This window comes from Arthrobacter arabinosi (assembly GCF_054511115.1).
Genome location: NZ_JBTNDF010000005.1, coordinates 183,504 through 202,235, shown reverse-complemented (window position 1 = coordinate 202,235; position 18,732 = coordinate 183,504). Strand labels below are relative to the sequence as shown.

The 18,732-nt window shown below is 70.1% G+C and carries 19 protein-coding genes; 8 read left to right on the top strand and 11 right to left on the bottom strand.

What is annotated here, in order from left to right; genetic code table 11:
- Nucleotides 1–90 precede the first annotated feature (90 nt).
- The 3 genes from ACX80P_RS13925 to ACX80P_RS13915 all read left to right on the top strand — a co-directional run bounded on the left by ACX80P_RS13925 (nucleotide 91) and on the right by ACX80P_RS13915 (nucleotide 3,028).
- Nucleotides 91–1,056 (top strand): carbohydrate ABC transporter permease, encoded by a 966-nt coding sequence (locus ACX80P_RS13925; protein WP_459278699.1) that lies wholly within the window; start codon nucleotides 91–93, stop codon nucleotides 1,054–1,056.
- Between the two features lie 71 nt (nucleotides 1,057–1,127).
- The gene (locus tag ACX80P_RS13920; RefSeq protein ID WP_459278748.1) at nucleotides 1,128–2,015 is read left to right on the top strand and encodes a carbohydrate ABC transporter permease; all 888 of its coding nucleotides are present in this window, start codon (nucleotides 1,128–1,130) and stop codon (nucleotides 2,013–2,015) included.
- A 2-nt stretch (nucleotides 2,016–2,017) separates the two neighbouring features.
- Nucleotides 2,018–3,028, top strand: coding sequence for a LacI family DNA-binding transcriptional regulator (locus tag ACX80P_RS13915; RefSeq protein WP_459278698.1), 1,011 nt, complete (start codon nucleotides 2,018–2,020; stop codon nucleotides 3,026–3,028).
- A gap of 155 nt (nucleotides 3,029–3,183) precedes the next feature.
- Here the strand turns inward: ACX80P_RS13915 and ACX80P_RS13910 are convergent, their stop codons facing one another.
- The 10 genes from ACX80P_RS13910 to ACX80P_RS13865 all read right to left on the bottom strand — a co-directional run bounded on the left by ACX80P_RS13910 (nucleotide 3,184) and on the right by ACX80P_RS13865 (nucleotide 13,875).
- Nucleotides 3,184–4,023, bottom strand: coding sequence for a DUF8083 family protein (locus ACX80P_RS13910; RefSeq protein WP_459278747.1), 840 nt, complete (start codon nucleotides 4,021–4,023; stop codon nucleotides 3,184–3,186).
- Between the two features lie 5 nt (nucleotides 4,024–4,028).
- Nucleotides 4,029–4,838, bottom strand: coding sequence for an exodeoxyribonuclease III (locus ACX80P_RS13905; RefSeq protein WP_459278697.1), 810 nt, complete (start codon nucleotides 4,836–4,838; stop codon nucleotides 4,029–4,031).
- Nucleotides 4,839–4,864: 26 nt separating this feature from the next.
- A complete protein-coding gene (gene nadE, locus ACX80P_RS13900) occupies nucleotides 4,865–5,689 on the bottom strand; it encodes an NAD(+) synthase (protein ID WP_459278696.1) in 825 nt (274 codons plus the stop codon).
- Nucleotides 5,690–5,810: 121 nt separating this feature from the next.
- Nucleotides 5,811–6,809, bottom strand: a complete 999-nt coding sequence (locus ACX80P_RS13895; RefSeq protein WP_459278695.1) for a sugar phosphate isomerase/epimerase family protein — start codon at nucleotides 6,807–6,809, stop codon at nucleotides 5,811–5,813.
- A 25-nt stretch (nucleotides 6,810–6,834) separates the two neighbouring features.
- Nucleotides 6,835–8,010, bottom strand: coding sequence for a Gfo/Idh/MocA family protein (locus ACX80P_RS13890; RefSeq protein WP_459278694.1), 1,176 nt, complete (start codon nucleotides 8,008–8,010; stop codon nucleotides 6,835–6,837).
- Nucleotides 8,007–8,912 (bottom strand): sugar phosphate isomerase/epimerase family protein, encoded by a 906-nt coding sequence (locus ACX80P_RS13885; protein ID WP_459278693.1) that lies wholly within the window; start codon nucleotides 8,910–8,912, stop codon nucleotides 8,007–8,009. Before ACX80P_RS13885 ends, ACX80P_RS13890 begins: the two co-directional genes overlap by 4 nt.
- Nucleotides 8,913–8,952: 40 nt before the next feature.
- Nucleotides 8,953–10,191, bottom strand: coding sequence for a substrate-binding domain-containing protein (locus tag ACX80P_RS13880; protein ID WP_459278746.1), 1,239 nt, complete (start codon nucleotides 10,189–10,191; stop codon nucleotides 8,953–8,955).
- A complete protein-coding gene (locus ACX80P_RS13875) occupies nucleotides 10,191–11,285 on the bottom strand; it encodes an ABC transporter permease (RefSeq protein ID WP_459278692.1) in 1,095 nt (364 codons plus the stop codon). The genes ACX80P_RS13880 and ACX80P_RS13875 overlap by 1 nt, the downstream gene beginning before the upstream one ends.
- Complete coding sequence (locus ACX80P_RS13870) at nucleotides 11,282–12,352, bottom strand: ABC transporter permease (protein ID WP_459278691.1); 1,071 nt, start codon at nucleotides 12,350–12,352, stop codon at nucleotides 11,282–11,284. Before ACX80P_RS13870 ends, ACX80P_RS13875 begins: the two co-directional genes overlap by 4 nt.
- Nucleotides 12,349–13,875: a sugar ABC transporter ATP-binding protein gene (locus tag ACX80P_RS13865; protein WP_459278690.1), complete on the bottom strand. Its 1,527-nt coding sequence runs from the start codon at nucleotides 13,873–13,875 to the stop codon at nucleotides 12,349–12,351. Before ACX80P_RS13865 ends, ACX80P_RS13870 begins: the two co-directional genes overlap by 4 nt.
- A gap of 72 nt (nucleotides 13,876–13,947) precedes the next feature.
- Here ACX80P_RS13865 and ACX80P_RS13860 point away from each other — a divergent pair, with 72 nt between their 5' ends.
- From ACX80P_RS13860 to ACX80P_RS13845, 4 genes are all read left to right on the top strand, one after another.
- Nucleotides 13,948–15,183: an ROK family transcriptional regulator gene (locus tag ACX80P_RS13860; protein ID WP_459278689.1), complete on the top strand. Its 1,236-nt coding sequence runs from the start codon at nucleotides 13,948–13,950 to the stop codon at nucleotides 15,181–15,183.
- Between the two features lie 92 nt (nucleotides 15,184–15,275).
- Complete coding sequence (locus ACX80P_RS13855; RefSeq protein WP_459278688.1) at nucleotides 15,276–15,416, top strand: hypothetical protein; 141 nt, start codon at nucleotides 15,276–15,278, stop codon at nucleotides 15,414–15,416.
- Between the two features lie 168 nt (nucleotides 15,417–15,584).
- Nucleotides 15,585–16,157, top strand: coding sequence for an orotate phosphoribosyltransferase (pyrE, locus tag ACX80P_RS13850; RefSeq protein WP_459278687.1), 573 nt, complete (start codon nucleotides 15,585–15,587; stop codon nucleotides 16,155–16,157).
- 33 nt (nucleotides 16,158–16,190) lie between these two features.
- Entirely contained in the window at nucleotides 16,191–17,192 is a 1,002-nt protein-coding gene (locus ACX80P_RS13845; RefSeq protein WP_459278686.1) for a thioesterase domain-containing protein, read from the top strand.
- A gap of 7 nt (nucleotides 17,193–17,199) precedes the next feature.
- On the opposite strand, the gene ACX80P_RS13840 is transcribed toward ACX80P_RS13845, so the two are convergent.
- Entirely contained in the window at nucleotides 17,200–17,979 is a 780-nt protein-coding gene (locus tag ACX80P_RS13840) for an HAD-IIA family hydrolase (RefSeq protein WP_459278685.1), read from the bottom strand.
- 70 nt (nucleotides 17,980–18,049) lie between these two features.
- Between ACX80P_RS13840 and ACX80P_RS13835 the strand changes: the two genes are divergently transcribed.
- Nucleotides 18,050–18,709, top strand: a complete 660-nt coding sequence (locus ACX80P_RS13835) for a TrmH family RNA methyltransferase (RefSeq protein WP_459278684.1) — start codon at nucleotides 18,050–18,052, stop codon at nucleotides 18,707–18,709.
- Nucleotides 18,710–18,732 lie beyond the last annotated feature (23 nt).

Below are 18,732 nucleotides of genomic sequence, written 5' to 3'. Positions count from 1 at the left end.
CCGACCCCCGGCGCAGCGGGGAGGCCGTGTCTCACGGCCTCCCCGCCCGCCTCCCATTCACGTTCGGAAAGCACGCCAGGAGGCTGGGCTGTGGAAGACATCGCAGACAAAGGTTTACAGGTGGTGGTGGGCCTCGCCGTCTTCGCCGCGATCATCGGGCTCATCATGCTGGTGGTGGACCGGGCCCCCAAGACCGGGCGTGAGAAGGTCCAGATCGCCGGCTTCCTGGCGCCGGCCCTGATCCTGCTCGCCGTCGGGCTCGTGTTCCCCGCACTGCAGACCTCGTACCTCTCCCTGACCGGGCGCAACGGCGAATTCGTGGGCCTCGACAACTTCGTCTGGATGTTCACCCAGCCCGAGGCGTTGGTCACCCTGCGCAACACGGTGATCTGGGTCGTCGTCGTCCCCCTGCTGGCGTCCTCGATCGGTCTGGCCTACGCGGTGTTCATCGACCGCGCACGCGGGGAGAAGGCGCTCAAGGCACTCGTCTTCATGCCCATGGCGATCTCCTTCGTCGGTGCCGGCATCATCTGGCGGTTCGTCTACGCGTACAAGGGCCCCGAGCAGGACCAGATCGGCCTGATGAACCAGATCCTCGTCTGGTTCGGCCGGGAACCCAAGCAGTTCCTCCTCGACGCACCCGAAAACACGTTCTTCCTGATCGCCGTCATGATCTGGATCCAGACCGGTTTCGCCATGGTGGTGCTCTCCGCCGCCATCAAGGGCATCCCGACCGAGATCGTGGAAGCCGCACGGCTCGACGGCGCCAGCGCGTGGCAGCAGTTCCGCAACGTCACCATCCCCACCATCCGCGGCTCGCTGATCGTCGTGGTCACGACCATCACGATCGGGACGCTGAAGGTCTTCGACATCGTGCGGACCATGACGGCGGGGCAGTACGAGACCTCCGTGGTCGCCAACGAGATGTACACCCAGGCCTTCCGGGCGGGTGAACCGGGCCGCGGAGCCGCACTGGCCCTGGTCCTCTTCCTGATGGTGCTGCCGGTGGTCGTGTACAACGCCCGGCTTCTCCGCAAGCAGAAGGAAATCCGATGAGTACCGTCCCCCTCGAGAACAAGGACCTCCTGCCGGACGTCAAGGACGACGCCACCCAGGGTCGCACCTCCATGCAGAAGCGGGTCAGGCAGCGTCTGACCTCACGCACCGCGACGGCAGCCGCCGTCATCATCGCGGTCATCTGGACCATTCCGACCTTCGGTCTGTTCATCTCGTCCTTCCGGCCCGAGGACGACATCAAGGGCAACGGGTGGTGGAACGTCTTCACCGACCGCCAGCTGACGCTGGAGAACTACGCGGATGTCCTCAGCCCCGGCGGAAGCCAGTCGCCCAACCTGCTGTCCTACTTCGTCAACTCCCTGGCGATCGTGATCCCCGGGACCATCTTCACGCTGGTCCTCGGCTCGATGGCGGCCTACATGTTCGCGTGGGGTCGCTTCCGGGGCAAGGACGGGCTCTTCATCTTCGTCTTCGCCCTGCAGATCGTGCCCCTGCAGATGGCCCTCATCCCGCTCCTGCAGCTTTTCACGCGGGTCCTGACGATCGGCGACTTCCAGCTGCTGCCCAGCGGCACCTACGCGCAGCTGTGGGTCGCCCACACGATCTTCGGGCTGCCACTCGCGATCTTCCTCCTCCACAATTTCATCGCCGAGATCCCGGGAGAGGTGATCGAGGCCGCCCGGGTGGACGGGGCCGGTCACAGCACGATCTTCTGGCGCATCATCGTCCCGCTCGCCACGCCCGCCCTGGCTTCCTTCGGCATCTTCCAGTTCCTGTGGCTGTGGAACGATCTGCTCGTGGCCCTCGTGTTCTCGGGCGGCGGAGCCGATGTCGCGCCCATCACCCAGCGGCTCGCCGAGCTCCAGGGCTCGCGCGGCGGTGAGTGGCAGCGGCTGACCGCGGGGGCCTTCGTCTCCATGATCATCCCGCTCGCCGTGTTCTTCGGGCTCCAGCGGTACTTCGTGCGGGGCCTGCTGGCCGGTGGCCTGAAGGGCTGACAGTGACAAGCATCGACGACGTCGCGGCATCCCTCGGGGTCTCGACGGCCACGGTCTCCCGTGCGCTCCGCGGGCTGCCGGGCGTCGCCGAGGAGACACGCGCGCGGGTCACCTCGACCGCCAAGAGGCTCGGCTACGTCCCGTCGTCGGCCGCGTCGGGCCTCGCCTCCGGCCGCACCATGGCGATGGGCGTGCTCGTGCCGGTGATCAACCGCTGGTACTTCTCCGCCGTGCTGGAGGGCGTCGACCGTCAGCTGCGCGCGGCCGGGTACGACCTCATCGTGTTCAGCCTCGGCGGCGCGGGCGTGAACCGGGACCGGGTGTTCCACCGCTCCATCCTCCGCAAGCGCATCGACGCGCTGCTGGTCATGTGCATGCATCTCACCGAGGACGAGCGGACGGCCGTCCAGCAGCTGGAGTACCCGAACATCGTGGTGGGCGGCGCGGTCGAGGGTGTCCGGCACGTCGGGATCGACGACGCCCGTGCGGTGCGCGACGCCGTGGAGCACCTGATCGGGCTCGGCCATACGCGGATCGCGCACATGCGGGGCGGCGGGTCCTTCGACATCGACTTCGAGGTGCCGCGCCTCCGGGAGCAGGCGTTCCAGCAGACCATGACGGACCACGGGCTGACGGTGCGCGAGGACTGGTCCGCGTACGGGGATTTCCGCTTCGTCACCTCCCGCGCGTCGGCGCTGATGCTGCTCGCCGATCCAGCGGACCGTCCGACGGCGGTGTTCTGCTCCTCCGACGAGATGGCGTTCGGGGTCCTGAAGGCCGCAGCGGAACTCGGGGTCGCCGTGCCGGACGAACTGTCGGTGATCGGCATCGACGACCACGAGTTCTCCGAACCGATGGGCCTGACGACCATCCGGCAGGATCCCGAGGACCAGGGCGCCTACGCGGCGGACATCCTGCTCGGGGAGCTGCTGCGCAACGAGCCGGCGGACTACCCGCCGCCGCGCCCGCACACGCTCGTGGAGCGGGCGTCCACGGGGCCGATTCTCACCTGAGCGTGCCGCTCGCCCCGCTGCGGGGCTTCACGCACGCGTTCGGCGGGAGGGTGTGTCGCCGGCGGGACACGCCGCATGACCTGCCCCGTCGACGCTGGACGCGTGCACGACGCCGCGATCAGGACGCCGCGATCATGCCCGCCGACGGAACAGGGTCAGGAGGCGCGGGCGAGCTGGCGGATCGGGATCCACCGGGACGCGAGGCGCCGGTAGGACGCGGCGGCGCCCATCATGTCGGCCTCCGCGAGGCTCTCGATGCCCAGGCGGACATCCATCGGGGAGTCGTCCGGGAACACGCGATCGGCGACCGGTCCGTAGTCGACCTCGACGATGGCGTCCCGCCGGAAGATCTCGAGCCACTCGATGATCTCCGTGAGCTCGTCGAGCAGATCCATCTCCGGGGCGCCGACCGCCAACTGCGCGACCGAGCGGCGCCCGCGGTCGATGCAGTCCCCGATCCGCGCCGTGATCCGGACCGTGCTGACCCGCCCCTCGTCCTCCACGACCTCGGTGAGATCGTCCTCGTGGATGAGGGCGAACCAGGCGAAGGGCACGCCCCAGGTCGCCGACCGCGTGTAGAGCTTCGCGACGGAATCCGCGAAGGTGTCCGGATCCAGGCGGGCCTGGTGCGCTTCACGCGCGATCTCCGGCACGAGGACGTCGATGAGGGGGCCGCGCAGGCTCTGGTCGAGGGACTCGGCGGCGAGCGTGGTGCGGACGGCGAGCTGGTTGGGGCAGTAGTAGGGCGTCGTCGTGCCGTTCAGGCTGGGGAAGTGGGTGACCCGCACGAGGTCCGACTCGTGGTGCGGGAAGGGGTCCGAGACGGTGCGCAGGATGCGCCGCAGCGACTGCTCGTGTTCCAGCTCCTCGGTCAGTTCGCGCGCCCGCGCCCGCTGTTCGAGGATCGCGAGCTGCTGCGCGTCGGAGAAGGCGTCGAGGGGCTCGTAGACGCGCAGGTAGGAGACGTACGGGAACGGACGGGCGACCTGGCCCATGCGGCTCACGGCCCGCTGAGTTCCACGACGACGGGGGCATGGTCCGAGGCGCCCTTGCCCTTGCGTTCCTCGCGGTCCACGAAGGCGTCGGTCGCACGGGCGGCCAGGGCGGGGGAGCCGAGGACGAAGTCGATGCGCATCCCCTCCTTCTTCGGGAAGCGGAGCTGCTTGTAGTCCCAGTAGGTGTACAGGCCGGGGCCGGGGGTGAAGGGGCGTGCGAGATCGGCGAAGCCGGAGTCCAGGAAGGCCTGGAATGCAGCGCGCTCCGCAGGGCTGACGTGGGTGTAGCCGCCGTCGACGAACAGGTCGATGTCCCAGACGTCGTCGTCCTGCGGGGCGATGTTCCAGTCGCCCATCAGGGCGATCTGCGCGTCGGGGTCGTCGGAGAGCCACTGCTGCGCATGGCCCCGGAGGGTGTCCAGCCAGTCGATCTTGTACGGCATGTGCGGGTCATCCAGCGCCCGCCCGTTCGGCACGTACAGGCTCCAGACCCGCACCCCTCCGCAGGTCGCCGCGATGGCGCGGGCCTCCTGCACCTCTTCGGCGCCCGGCTTGCCGAAGGCGGGCTGGCCGGGGAAGGTCCGCTCGACGTCGTCGAGCCCAACGCGTGAGGCGATCGCGACGCCGTTCCACTGGCTGAGGCCGAAGTGCGCCACCTCGAAGCCGCTGTTCTCGAACAATTCCCAGGGGAAGTTGTCGTCCTTGCACTTGGTTTCCTGGATGGCCAGGACGTCGACGTCGGACCGGTTCAGCCAGGCTTCGACGCGGTCGGCGCGGGCGCGGAGGGAATTGACGTTCCAGGTGGCGATCTTCACGCCCCCTACGTTACCAACGGTGCTGTTTACTCCCGCCACCACGAGTCGAACATGGTGACCGGCACGGTGCGCTTGTGCCGTGTGGTCCAGTAGCGGTGCTCGATCGCCTTCGCGGCGTCGGCGTCGACCTCGCGGCCCTCGAGGTAGTCGTCGATCTGCTCGTACGTGAGGCCGAGCTCGTGCTCGTCGGCGCGGCCGGGCAGCTCGTCCAGCAGGTCCGCCGTCGGGATCTTGTCGGAGAGGGATGCAGGCGCTCCCAGTTCCTTGAGGAGAGCCCGGTTCTGGCGCTTGTTGAGCCCGAAGAGCGGCAGCACGTCGGCTCCGCCGTCCCCGAACTTGGTGAAGAAGCCCGTGACGGACTCCGCACCGTGGTCCGTGCCGATCACGAGCAGGTTGTGCTGCCCGGCGACGGCGTACTGCGCCATCATGCGGGCGCGCGCCTTGGTGTTGCCCTTGGTGAAGTCCGAGATGGGTTCACCGGTCGTCGCGGCGTACTCCTGCTGGATGCCGTCGACGGCGGGAGCCACGTTGAACACCATCGAGGTGCGGGGCTGGATGAAGGCGAGGGCCGACTGCGCGTCCTCCTCGTCCTTCTGGACGTTGTAGGGGAGGCGCATCGCGATGAAATCGGCGTCGGAGCCCTCGGAGCGCAGCTCGTCGACGGCGAGCTGCGCGAGCCTGCCCGCGAGGGTGGAGTCGAGCCCTCCGCTGATGCCGAGGACGAACCCGCGCGTACCCGTGGACCGGACGTAGTCCTTCAGGAAGCCGACCCTGCTGCGGACTTCCGCCGCCGGGTCGATGGTGGGTTTGACGCCCATTTCCTCGATGATCCGTGCCTGGAGTTCATGCATGCCTTCAAGGCTACTCCGCCCGCATTTCTGCACGGTTACGACATGGCCGGAATCACACCGATCGCGCCGGGTGCGGACTGCTGGGGAGCCCCACCCGGCGGAGAGGCTCCCCGACCGGGGGCTACTGGCTGAACGCCGCGTCGAAGGACGTCTCCGACGGCGCGAAGTCGAAGCGCTTCAGGAAGGCGAGGGCCTCGGGCGCGCCCTGCAGCCGGTCCATGCCGGCGTCCTCCCACTCGACGGAGATGGGGCCGGTGTAACCGATGGCGGTCAGCGCCCGGAAGCTGTCCTCCCAGGGCACGTCGCCGCGGCCGGTGGACACGAAGTCCCAGCCGCGCCGCGGGTCGCCCCAGGGCAGGTGGGAGGAGAGGATGCCGTTGCGGCCCCCGCCCATGCGCATCTTCGTGTCCTTGCAGTCCACGTGGTAGATGCGGTCCTTGAAGTCCGAGATGAACGCCACGGGGTCGATCTGCTGCCACATGAAGTGGCTCGGGTCCCAGTTCAGGCCGAAGGCGGGGCGGTGGCCGATGGCCTCGAGCGTGCGCCGCGTGGACCAGTAGTCGTAGGCGATCTCCGACGGGTGCACCTCGTGGGCGAAGCGGACGCCGCACTCGTCGAAGACATCGAGGATGGGGTTCCATCGGTCCGCGAAGTCCTGGTAGCCGGCGTCGATCACGCTCGCCGGCACCGGCGGGAACATGGCCACGTACTGCCAGATCGAGGAGCCGGTGAACCCGACGACGGTGTCCACGCCGAGCTTCTTCGCGAGGCGGGCTGTCAGCTTCATCTCCTCCGCGGCGCGACGGCGCACGCCCTCGGGGTCGCCGTCGCCCCATACCGTCGGGCCGACGATCGCCTCGTGGCGGAAGTCGATGGGGTCGTCGCAGACGGCCTGCCCCTTCAGGTGGTTGGAGATGGCCCAGACCTTGAGCCCGTTGCGCTCGAGGATGTCGAGCCGGTCCTGGATGTAGGCGTCGTCGTCCCACCGCCACGCGTCGAGGTGATCACCGGAGACGGCGATCTCGAGGCCGTCATAGCCCCACTGCCCGGCGAGCTCGGCGACTTTCTCGAAGGGGAGATCGGCCCACTGGCCGGTGAACAGGGTGAAATTGCGGGTCATGCGGTCTCCTTGGATCGGGGGTGGTCTAGTGCTGGGCGGCGGAAGCGACCTGGACGACGGCGCTCCCGGCGCCTGCGCTCTCCTCGACGGCGGCGAGGACGCGCTGGAGCCGGAGGCCGGTCTCGAACGACGGCTGGGGCGGCTCGCCCGTCCGGATCGAGGTGAGGAAGTCACGGAGCTGGTGCGTGAACGTGTGCTCCCACCCGATGATGTGCCCCGGAGGCCACCATCCCTCGAGGTAGGGGTGCCCGGGTTCGGTGACCAGGATGCGGCGGAAGCCCTGCTCGGTGGCCGGCCCGGAGGTTTCCATGAACCACAGCTCGTTGAGGTTCTCGAGGTCGAAGCGGAGGGCCCCGCGCTCGCCGAACACCTCGATGCGGAGTCCGTTCTTCACCCCGGTCGCCATGCGCGAGGCCTCGACGGTCGCGATGGCGCCCCCCGAGAGTCCGGCGGTGATCCAGGCGGCGTCGTCGACAGTCACCGGCTCCGGCCCGCCCGCACCGGGCCGCTGCTCCACGAAGGTCCGTAGGCGCCCGGAGACCTCGGTGACGTCCTGGCCCGTGAGGAACTGCACCTGGTCGAGGGCGTGGGACGCGATGTCGCCGAGGGCGCCCGACCCGGCGGTCTCCCGGCGCAGGCGCCACGTCATGGGGGACTCGGGGTCCGAGAGCCAGTCCTGCAGGTAGGCGACGCGCAGCTGGCGGATGGCGCCCAGGCGGCCGTCCGCGATGAGCGTCCGCGCGTGGGCCAGGGCGGGTACGCGCCGGTAGTTGAAGCCGACCATGGACTGGACGCCTTCGGCCCTCGCAGCCGCCGCGGCGGCCACCATCGCGGTGCCCTCGGCGATCGTGTTGGCGAGGGGCTTCTCCACCAGGACGTGCTTGCCGGCCCTCAGCGCCTCGATGGCGATCTCGGCGTGCAGGTATCCCGGGGTGCAGATGTCGACGATGTCGACGTCGTCGCGGTGGATCACCTCGCGCCAGTCGGTCGCAGAGCCCTCCCAGCCGTACCGTGCGGCCGCGTCCGCGGCCCTCCCGGCGTCGCGGCCGACGACGACGCGCCGGGCGATGTCGGGGACGTCGAAGTGGCTGCCGACCGTCCGCCAGGCTGCCGAATGCGCCTTGCCCATGAAGGCGTAGCCGATCATGGCGACGCCGAGGGGGCCGGGCCGGGCGTCGGCGGGTGCGGGTGCGGTGGTCATGGAGTTACTCCTCGGAGGGGTGGGGGCGCCCCGGGGGCGGGGTCCGGGCGGCGGAGGAAGGCCAACCCATTCTCCGCCAACCGGTCCTGGGATGCTGCCAGGGGACGCCAGATGGCCGCGGCCGTGGCGATGCTGGCGTTGTCCGCGGTGAAGCTCTCGATGTTCAGTGCGCCCCGGTACCGGACGTCGTCCAGTGCCTGGAAGAGGCCGGGCCAGTCGGTCTGGTCCCCGCCGGGCGCACCGCGGTCGTTGCCGCACACCTGGAGGTGGACGAGGTGGCGGCCGGCCCTGTGGATCGCATCGGGCGTGGACCGCTCCTCGATGTTGAGGTGGTAGGTGTCCAGCGCCAGCCCCACGCCGTCGCCGAGGAGCGGGCCGAGCGCCTCGAGCGCCTGGCCCACGGTATTGATGAGGGAGGTCTCGTACCGGTTGAGCGGTTCGATCCCCAGGACGACGCCGGCGTGGACGGCCGCCTCCACCACGGGTGCGAGGTTCCGGCGCAGTTCCTCGTAGGCCCGCGCGCGGTGGGCGTCGTCCATGCGCCAGAGCCGGCCCGTCTGCGCGTAGAAGGGACCGCAGACCGTGGGCGCGCCGATGCCGGCCGCGAGGTCGACGCACCCCAGGAGGTACCGCTGAGTGCTCCGGACGGTGGCCTCGGGGGCGTCGACGAGGTCCCGGCCGGGTGCCATGGCCCCCACCACGTACGGTTTCAGTCCGGTCTGCGCCAGGACGTCGCGGACCGCGGCCACCGACAGATCGTCGACGTTCTCGAGGGGCAGCTCGACGGCGTCGAAGCCCATGCCGGCGATCCGGTGCAGGAGGGGAGGCAGGTCCGTGTCCGTCAGCGGGGACGTCCAGACCCAGGTGTTGACGCCGATCGGGCGGACGTCGCGGGTGTCCACGGTCCTGCCTCCTTCCTGCTGCTGTCGGGGTAGCGTCCGGTCAGGGGATCTGGCGTTCCTGCCAGACCTCCGGATACCCGGGCAGGTCCTCCCCGCCGAACTTGGCGTAGTGGCCATCCGGCATGCCCTCGTTGGCCGTCAGGAACTCTGCGCGCTCGTCCTCGGTGATGGGCGACTGGGGGAGCACCCACTCCGCCGGGATCTCCTCGCCCTTGAAGATCTTCTCGAGCGCCAGGAGCGGGGTCCGCCACTGGAAGTTCGAGTAGACGGGTGCGAGGGCGTCGATGCCGGTCTCGTCCCATTTGCGCAGGAAGCTCATCTCGTCCTCGCCCGTCATGACGGGCAGGTCGGCTCCGGCGTCCTCGAAGGCCTCGATGGCGGCGACGGCGCCGTCGCCCGCGTCCATCCAGACACCCTGGACGTCGCCCTTGGCCAGTTCGTCGGCGATGATCGACTTGATCTCCACGGGGTCCGCCCCGGTGAAGTAGTCGACCGCTTCGATGCCGTTCTCCTCGAAGATGCGCTCGGCGGCGGCCCAGCGCTGCTCGAGGACGTCGACGCCGGGGAGGATCCGGAGGGCGACCACCTTGTCACCCTCCCCGAGCCGCTCGCCGAGGAAGTTCGCCGTGTCGATGCCCCACGCGAAACCGCCGATGGGATGGATGAAGGTCAGGGCGCAGTCGGTCTGCACGCCGCGGTCGAACACGATGACCGGCTTCCCCGTCTCACAGGCCCGCTCGACGGCGGGTGTCATCGCCGCTGTCGAGTTGGGCGAGATGATGAAGGCGTCGCAGTCGCCGTCGGAGATGAAGTAGTCGATGTCGGCGATCTGCGTGTTGTCGTCGTCCTGCGCGTCGCGCGTCTCCATCTCGGAGATGACGCCGGACTCCTGGAGCACCTTCAGCTGCTGGTTCATGGTGATCCAGCCCGTCTGGCGCCACGGGTTCGAGATCGACGCGTTCGAGAAACACGCCTTCCGGGGCCCCTCCGCGGCGAACGCCGAGGTGTCCGTCATCTCGCCGTCGATGTACTGCAGGTACGGCTGTGCGGGGTCCCCCTCGAAGGTGGCCGAGCGCTGCTCGTCCTGCGTGTCGTACACGGCCTGGTCGAACCACTCCGTGCTGTCCTCGGTGGGCTGCTCGGCTGCCGCGGACTCGCCGGCCGCGGCGCCTTCGGAGGCCGGCGGGTCCTCGATGGATGAATCGGTGGTGCAGGCCGTCAGGGCGAGCAGCGTCGTCGCTGCGATCACCGTGACCTTGCCCAGGATGCTTCCACGCATCATGTTCCTCCCTCAGTGGTGCCCGGTGCGGGCTGTGGTGCTGCTATCGGACGGTGCTGGTCATGGGCCCGCGCAGTGGAGCCGCGCCGCTTGCGCTGCCAGTTCCGGGCGGCCGCGGCGACGGCGACGATGATGATCACGCCCTGCACGCTGTCGCGCCACGTGGACTGGACGCCGAGGAAGTTCAGGAGGGTGAAGAGCAGCTCGAGGGCAAGAGCCCCGGCGGCGGCGGACAGCACCCAGCCGCGGCCGCCCCCGAGGACCACCCCGCCGAGGACGACGGCCGTGATGGCGGTGAATTCGTAGCCCTGGCCCACCGAGGGGTGCACTCCGGCGTAACCGACCAGGATCACGCCGGCCACGGTCGCTGCGAGCGAGGACAGCATGAAGGCGCGGGTACGGATCCACCAGACCGGCGCGCCCGTCAGGGCTGCGGCCCGTGCGTTGTCGCCGACGGCGATCAGGGTGCGCCCGTAGGGCCTGCGCATGAGCCAGAAGGCGCCCGCCGCGATAATCACGAGGATGAGGACGGGATAGGGGATCACCTCGAGGACGGGGACGTCCCGGATGCCGCCGCGGCCGATCTGGCGGAAGCTGTCGGCGGGATTGCCCGTGGCCGCGCCGCCCGTCCAGTACAGGACGAGGCCGAGCAGGGCGAGCATCATCCCGAGGGTCGCGATGAAGCTCGGGACCTTCAGCAGGGTGGTCACCAGGCCGTTGACGAGTCCCACGAGGGCGCCGAACACGATCATGAGGGCCAGGACCGGCAGGGTGCGGGACTCGTCCTGACCGACGAGGTTGCCTGCGATGATGACCTGCGCGGTGACGACCGACCCCATCGACAGGTCGAACTCCCCGGACACGATGACGAAGTACTGGCCGATGGCCGCGATGGCGACGGGAGCCGTCCGGCCGATGAACCGGATCAGGGATCCCGGCTCGCCGAAGGAGGGATTCGCCGCGAGGACGGCGACCAGGAGGACGGCGACGAGGACGAAGATCGCCCCGCTCGGGGAGCGGAGCGCCCGGAGCAGGCGTTCTCCCCGCGGTGACCGGTCCTGTTCGAGGACGGCGCGCCCGGTGGCCACGCTCATGCGGACACCCCGTTCCGTGCCCCGCGGCCCGCGCCGTCGGCCGGCCCGTCGTCCCGCCGTGACGCCGCACCCGGGGGAGGGGGCTCGCTGTGCAGGACGCCCCCGCGTCCGAATCGGGCCTGGCGGTGCACGACCGTCCGCCGCGCGTAGACGGCGACCGCCACCACGATCACGATGCCCCGGACCACGTCCTTGAGGAAGGGATTGACCTGCAGCACGCTCATGATGTTGTCCAGCATGGCGAAGATCAGGACGCCGCCGAGGGTCCCCACGAGGGATCCCTTGCCTCCGGCGAGGAGGGTGCCGCCGAGCACGACGGCGGCGATCGAGAGCAGGTCGTACCCGCCCTGGGAGCCGATGGTGGGGCTGCCCACGCCGAGCCGGGCGGCCAGCAGCAGGCCCGCCAGCCCGGCCAGCAGGGAGCAGATCACATGGGCGGCGACCACTGGCGTCGCGGTCCTGATCCCGGACATCCGCGCGACGGAGGAGTCGCCGCCGACGGCGTACATCGCGTGCCCGAGGCGCGTGGTGTTCAGCATGAGGAGGACGACGGCGGCGCACGCGAGCATGATGAGGGTCGAGACCGGGACCGGCCCGATGCCCGTGGCGCCGACGAGGCGGAAGGCGAGCGGTGCCTGGCCCGAACTGCCCTGGTAGTTGGAGCCGAGGTAACCGCTGATGATCAGGCCCATGCCGAGGGTGGCGATGAAGCCGTGGACCTTCAGCCCGGCCACCACCGCACCGTTGGCCAGGCCGATGAGCCCGGAGGCGAGCAGCGCGGCGAGCACCGCGGGAAGGATGTTCCCCGGCTGATTCGCCATGATCCCGGCCCCGATCAGGCTCGAGAGGCTGATGACGTACGGGACGGAGAGGTCCAGGCTCCCGACGAGGATCACGAGGGTCTGCCCGATGGCGATGAAGCCGAGGATGCTGGTCCCCGTGAGGATGTCGGAGATGTTGCCGGGGCTGAAGAAATTGCGGCCCGTCGAGCCCACGAGGACGGTGCCGGCGACGACCGTCAGCAGGGCCACGAGGTAGACGATGTGCGTCGAGGTCAGGCGGGTCACGAGTGGACCCCCCGAGCCCCGGTCGCCAGGTGGAGGACCTGCTCCTCGGAGGCGCCCGCCGGCAGCTCCCCGGCCACGCGCCCGTCCCGCATCACGATCACCCGGTCCGACATGCCGAGTACCTCGGGCAGCTCGCTCGAGACCATGAGGATCGCCTTGCCTTCCCGCGCCAGGCGGCGCATCAGGGTGTAGACGGCGACCTTCGCGCCGACGTCGATGCCGCGGGTCGGCTCGTCGAGCAGCACGACCCGCGGATCGATCGCGAGCCACTTGGCGAGGACCACCTTCTGCTGGTTCCCGCCCGAGAGGTACTGCACCTCCTGGTCGAGGTCCCGCGCGATCACCTCCAGGGACGAGAAGACGCCGGGCGCTTCGCGGCGTGCCGCCCCCGTGCGGCGCGGGTACACGGACCGCACGACGCTCAGCGCGTTGTCGATGATGGACTGGTTCAGGCTGAGGCCCTCGACCTTGCGGTCCTCGGTGATGAGGGCGACGCGGTGCCGGATGGCCTCCCGGGGTGAGGCCGGCCGGTGATCGAGTCCCCCGAGTGAGACGGCGCCGCGGGTGAAGGGCGCCGCCCCGAAGATCGCGTGGACGAGCTCGGAGCGCCCCGACCCCTGGAGTCCGGCGACCCCGACGATCTCGCCGGCTCGCAGGGTGAGGTGGACGTCGTCGAGCTGGTCGTTGCCGGCGTCGTGGACCTCCAGCAGGGGCTCGCCGACGGTGGTGCCCGGCAGCGGATCGGGGAAGAACGCGGAGATGGGCCTGCCGACCATGGCCCGCACGAGTGAGGCGTCGTCCAGGTCCGCGGCGGGCGACGACGTCACCACGCGGCCGTCCTTGAGCACGGTGATGGTGTCGCAGAGGTCGAAGACCTCCTTCAGGCGGTGGGAGACGTAGAGGATCGCCGTCCCGCGCTTCCGGAGCCGGTCGATGATCCCGTAGAGCAGGTCCACCTCGGGGCCGGCGAGCGCGGCCGTCGGTTCGTCCATGGCGATGATCCTGGCGTCGTAGCTGACGGCCTTGGCGATCTCCACGATCTGCTGCTGCGCCACCGGGAGCGAGCTGATGACATCGGTGGGCCGGATGGTGCTGATGCCGAGCTGTCCGAGCAGTTCCGCGGTGTCCCTGGCCATGGCCCGACGGTCCACGAGGAGCCCTTTCCTCGGCTCCCGCCCCAGGTGGATGTTCTGCGCCACGGTGCGCTCGGGCAGCAGGTTGAACTCCTGGAAGACGGTGGAGAGCCCCGCGCGGCGTGCCTGCAGCGGATGGGTGAAGCTGACCGGCTGCCCGTCGATCTCCACGGTCCCGGCGTCGCGCACGTGCACGCCTGCGAGGAGCTTCATCAACGTGGACTTGCCTGCCCCGTTCTCACCGACGAGTCCGTGGACCTCCCCGGGGAAGAGCGTCAGGGACGCATCCTGCAGGACCGGCACCCCGAAGAAGCTCTTCGAGAGCCCGGTGACGTGCAGGATCGGTGCCCCTTCCCTGCTGCTGATGCTGCTGACGCCGTCGTCGTCCACGCGCCTACTGTGACATGGCTCACCCACTTCTGTCGAGAGGCAGGCAAAAGCCGCTCGTGCTTTACTGGAAAGGTGTCCTCCTCCCAGCCGGCACCGGCACTCACGAGCCACGGCGGTCCGCGTCCGCGGACGCCCCTCCCGCCGTCGGGCGCCAGTGAGGTCTTCCAGGTCCTCCGCGACGGAAGGCCGCGGACGCGGGCGGAACTCGCCCAGATCACCGGTCTCGCCCGCTCCACCGTCGCCGCCCGGGTGGACACCCTCATGGGACTCGGCCTCGTGGCGCCCACGGGCGGCGCGGCCTCCACGGGAGGCAGGCCGCCGTCCCTGTTCGCGCTCAACCCGTCGGCGCGCGTGGTGATCGGCGCGGACCTCGGCGCCACCCACGCCGTCGTCATCCTGGCGGACCTGGCCGGCGAGGAGCTCGCGCGGGAGCGGCAGGACATCAGCATCGCGGACGGGCCCGACGCCGTCCTCGGCTGGCTCGTCGCAGCCGTCGGCAGGCTCCTGCGTTCGGCCGGCCGCGCTGCGGTGGACCTCGCCGCCATCGGCATCGGGCTTCCGGGCCCGGTGGAGCACGACACCGGGCGCCCCATCAACCCGCCGATCATGCCGGGCTGGGACCGCTTCGACGTGCCCGGGCTGGTCCGGGCGAGCTTCGACGTCCCCGTCCTCGTGGACAACGACGTCAACATCATGGCGCTGGGTGAACAGAGCACCAACTGGCCCGACGTGGGCGACCTCATGTTCATCAAGGTGGCGACCGGCATCGGGGCCGGTATCATCTCCGGCGGGGTGCTGCAGCGTGGAGCGCAGGGCACGGCCGGAGACCTCGGGCACGTCCGGGTCGCCGCCGGCGGAGAGACGCCGTGCCGCTGCGGGAACACCGGCTGCCTCGAGGCCGTGGCGAGCGGGCCGGCGCTCGCGGCCGCGCTCAGCGGATCGGCGCGGAAGGACCTCCTGGGCAGCCAGGACGTGATCGACCTGGTGCGGTCCGGTGACCCCACCGCACTCCAGGCCATCCGGCAGGCGGGCCGCGACATCGGTGACGTGGTGGCGATGTGCGTGAACCTCATCAACCCGTCGGTCGTGGTGATCGGAGGGTCGCTCGCCCAGGCCGGTGAACACCTGCTCGCCGGTATCCGCGAGGTCGTGTACACGCGGTCGCTGCCGCTGGCCACCGAGCACCTGCGAATCGCCCCGTCCGTGTCCGGCCAGAGCGCGGGGGTGGCGGGCGCGGCCGTCCTGGCCATCTCCCATGTCCTGTCCCCGGAGGCGATCGACGCCGCCAGCACGCCGGTGGGAGGCTGACCGGCCTCGCAGCCGCATCGGAGCACCAGGTAGCCGCCGGCGAGGGTCGTGGTGTTGCGGCTACGGTCCCGTCGGCGGGCCGCCCGGTCGGAATGGTGGGCATCGCCGTCGACCTCCACGAGGAAGCCCTCCAGGAGGAGGTCCACACGGCCGGCGCCGTCGAGCTGCACCTGCGTCTCGGCCATCACGGCCGCGTCGACGACTCCCCGCTGCGGCTGGACGACGGCCCCTGACCGGATCAGCGCCCCGATCTCCCGGCACGTCACGCCCTGTCGCAGCAGCCGGCCCGTCCTGGCGATCGACCCCGTACGACGCAGGGCGGCAGCGGCATCCATGGGGCGGGTCCACCCAGGAAGCGGCCGTGGCGCGTGGGCGGGTCCGTCCCTCGATAGACTGGCCGCATGACCGCCGAGACCACGCAGACCACCGATCGCTCCCGCCTGCTGGAGCTCATCAGGGAACTCGCCGTGGTCCACGAGCGCGTCACGCTCTCCAGCGGCGTCGAGGCGGACTACTACATCGACCTCCGCCGTATCACCCTGCACCATGAGGCCTCCGCGCTGGTGGGGCGCGTCATGCTGCAACTGCTCGACGACGCCGGCGTCGCGTTCGAGGCGGCGGGCGGCCTGACGATGGGTGCCGATCCCGTCGGCACCGCCGTGATGCACGCCGCGGCCCAGGCAGGCCGCCCGATCGACGCCTTCGTGGTCCGCAAGACCCAGAAGAGCCACGGCATGGCCCGCCAGGTGGAGGGGCCGGACGTCTCCGGCCGCCCCGTCGTCGTACTCGAGGACACCTCGACGACGGGCGGCTCGGCCCTGACCGCCGTCGAGGGTGTCCGCCGGGCCGGGGGCGACGTGCGCGCCGTCGCCGTGATCGTCGACCGCGACACCGGGTCCAAGGAGCGGATCGAGTCCGAGGCAGGTGTGCCCTACCTCTTCGCCTTCGGCAAGGACGAACTGGGTCTCGCCTGACCCGGCCCACAGGAGCACGAACCGGAGATCCACGTGCAGGATGAGGTCGGCAGGGCGCTCCGCCAGGCGCGCGACTTCCGCGAGTCCTCCCGCCGTTCCTTCCTGATCGGCTCCGCCGCCGCCGCCGTCGTGGCCGCCGACGTCGCCACCACCCGCATCATCCAGGCCCAGCGGGACCAGACGCGTATCCTCCCGCTCGACGACGACGACGCCCGCGCCCGGTTCCCCGACGACCGCTGGGTCCTCTTCCCCGGCTACAAGACGAGCTGGGAGGAGGGGCTCTGGATCCTGAATTCGCTGCGCCCGGCCCTGTCCCGCCGGGCGCAGATGGCGGTGATGGGCTACTCCAACCGGGGCCTGGACATCAACAACGTCGTGGCCACCATGAACCGCTACGTGGACAACTTCCGGCTCGAGAAGCTCTACTTCTACGGCCACAGCTTCGGCGGCATGGTGGCGGTGGAGGTGGCGGCGCGGCTGCGCGACCGCGGCATCCCCGTGGAGCTCATCCTCCTCGACTCCTCGCCGTCCAGCCGCTATGACGTCCGCGACAAGCGCATGTTCGACGGCGTCGTGCGCCTCTACGAAGCCGGGGTGCGCGTGCCGATCAGCCTCCGCGGCACGTACGAGCTCGGCGAGCGGATCGTCCACAAGAACGAGCGGACGTGGAGCCAGATCGTGGACCAGACGCTCGAACAGCTCTCACCGCTCGCGCCCAGCAGCGAACTCATCCAGACCCAGTCCTCGTACATCTACCACTACGACGTCTCGCGGTTCCGGCTCTCCCTCGGCGACACGAAGGTGGTCTTCGCGGGCAACCCGAACGACGGCGTCGTCGACTACGCGACGGCGCGCGTGGGCTGGGCACGCGCGCTGCCGGACAACGTGGCCTCCGTCGACTACCGGACGGAGGGCGCCCTGCCCGCGCACGCCAGCCCGCAGTGGAACCCGGCGATCTACCAGGGCGTCGCCTCGGCCGTGCAACGCGAGTACATCCCCGTGCCGCGCGGTGGCGGCTCGAAGCGTCTCTTCTGATCCGGGGCTAGACCTGGTCGATCAGCTCCGCGACGGAGCCGCAGATCTGTGCCGGCCGGAACGGATAGGCGTTGATGTCCTCCGGCTGGGTGATGCCGCTGAGCACCAGAACCGTGTGCAGTCCCGCTTCCATGCCCGCGATGATGTCGGTGTCCATGCGGTCGCCGATCATCGCCGTCGTCTCGGAGTGTGCGTCGATCCGGTTCATCGCCGAGCGGAACATCATCGGGTTCGGTTTGCCCACGATGTACGGGTCGCGGCTCGTCGCCGCCGTGATCATGGCCGCGATGGCGCCCGTCGCGGGCAGCGGGCCCTCCTTGGACGGGCCCGTGACGTCCGGGTTCGTGGCGATGAATCGCGCGCCGTCGAGGATGAGGCGGACGGCCTTGGTGATCGCCTCGAACGAGTAGGTGCGGGTCTCGCCCAGCACCACGTAGTCCGGGTTCGTGTCGGTGAGGACGAAGCCGGCCTCGTGCAGCGCCGTCGTCAGCCCGGCCTCACCGATGACGTAGGCCCGCCCGCCGGGAAGCTGGTCCTGCAGGAACTGGGCCGTGGCCAGCGCCGACGTCCACAGGTTCTCCTCGGGGATTTCGAGGCCTGACGCCTTCAGGCGCGCCGCCAGGTCCCGCGGCGTGTAGATGGAGTTGTTCGTCAGGACGAGGAAGCGTTTCGAGGTGGACACCCACCGTTCGATCAGCTCGGCCGCGCCGGGGATGGCCTGGTTCTCGTGCACCAGCACGCCGTCCATGTCGGTGAGCCAGCACTCGATGTGTTCGTTCTCGCGCATGGGCGTCCTTCCAGGGGAGTTGACCGTCCGTGGACAGTCTCCCACCTCCGGGGCCGTCTACGCTTGAACGGTGGAACAATCCCTCCCGAACTCCGGCCCCGCCCTGCCTGCCTTCGAAGCGCCGACGGTCGGGGTGGGCCCGTGGCAGGGCGACCTGCCCGAGGGCGAGCACTGGGACCACGACCTGCTGGCCTCCGGCGACACCCGCAACGTCGTCGACGCCTACCGGTACTGGACGCACGAGGCGATCGTGGCGGACCTCGACGAGCGCCGGCACGGCTTCCACGTGGCCATCGAGAACTGGCAGCACGACCTCAACATCGGGTCCGTGGTGCGGACGGCGAACGCCTTCCTCGCCCGGGAGGTCCACATCATCGGCCGACGCCGGTGGAACCGGCGGGGCGCGATGGTCACCGACCGCTACCAGCACGTCCGTCACCACCCGACCGTCGAGGACTTCACCGCCTGGGCGGCGTCCGAGGGGCTGGCCGTGATCGGGATCGACAACTTCCCCGATTCCGTGCCCCTGGAGACCTACGACCTCCCGGAGAAGTGCGTGCTCGTGTTCGGGCAGGAGGGCCCGGGCCTCACGCCCGAGGTCCACGAGGCGGCGGAGGCGACGCTCTCGATCGCCCAGTTCGGGTCCACGCGCTCCATCAACGCGTCCGCGGCCGCCGCGATCGCCATGCACGGCTGGGTACGCCGGCACGTGTTCGGCCAGCACGCCTGATCCCGCCGTCCTCCCGGCCGCGC

What these genes read in the sequence shown, in the direction of transcription:
- ACX80P_RS13920 (WP_459278748.1), top strand. Translation starts at nt 1,128, where the DNA reads ATGCAGAAGCGGGTCAGGCAGCGTCTGACCTCACGCACCGCGACGGCA.
- ACX80P_RS13910 (WP_459278747.1), bottom strand. Translation starts at nt 4,023, where the DNA reads ATGGGCCAGGTCGCCCGTCCGTTCCCGTACGTCTCCTACCTGCGCGTC.
- nadE (WP_459278696.1), bottom strand. Translation starts at nt 5,689, where the DNA reads ATGCATGAACTCCAGGCACGGATCATCGAGGAAATGGGCGTCAAACCC.
- ACX80P_RS13895 (WP_459278695.1), bottom strand. Translation starts at nt 6,809, where the DNA reads ATGACCCGCAATTTCACCCTGTTCACCGGCCAGTGGGCCGATCTCCCC.
- ACX80P_RS13890 (WP_459278694.1), bottom strand. Translation starts at nt 8,010, where the DNA reads ATGACCACCGCACCCGCACCCGCCGACGCCCGGCCCGGCCCCCTCGGC.
- ACX80P_RS13880 (WP_459278746.1), bottom strand. Translation starts at nt 10,191, where the DNA reads ATGCGTGGAAGCATCCTGGGCAAGGTCACGGTGATCGCAGCGACGACG.
- ACX80P_RS13875 (WP_459278692.1), bottom strand. Translation starts at nt 11,285, where the DNA reads ATGAGCGTGGCCACCGGGCGCGCCGTCCTCGAACAGGACCGGTCACCG.
- ACX80P_RS13855 (WP_459278688.1), top strand. Translation starts at nt 15,276, where the DNA reads ATGGTGGGCATCGCCGTCGACCTCCACGAGGAAGCCCTCCAGGAGGAG.
- pyrE (WP_459278687.1), top strand. Translation starts at nt 15,585, where the DNA reads ATGACCGCCGAGACCACGCAGACCACCGATCGCTCCCGCCTGCTGGAG.
- ACX80P_RS13840 (WP_459278685.1), bottom strand. Translation starts at nt 17,979, where the DNA reads ATGCGCGAGAACGAACACATCGAGTGCTGGCTCACCGACATGGACGGC.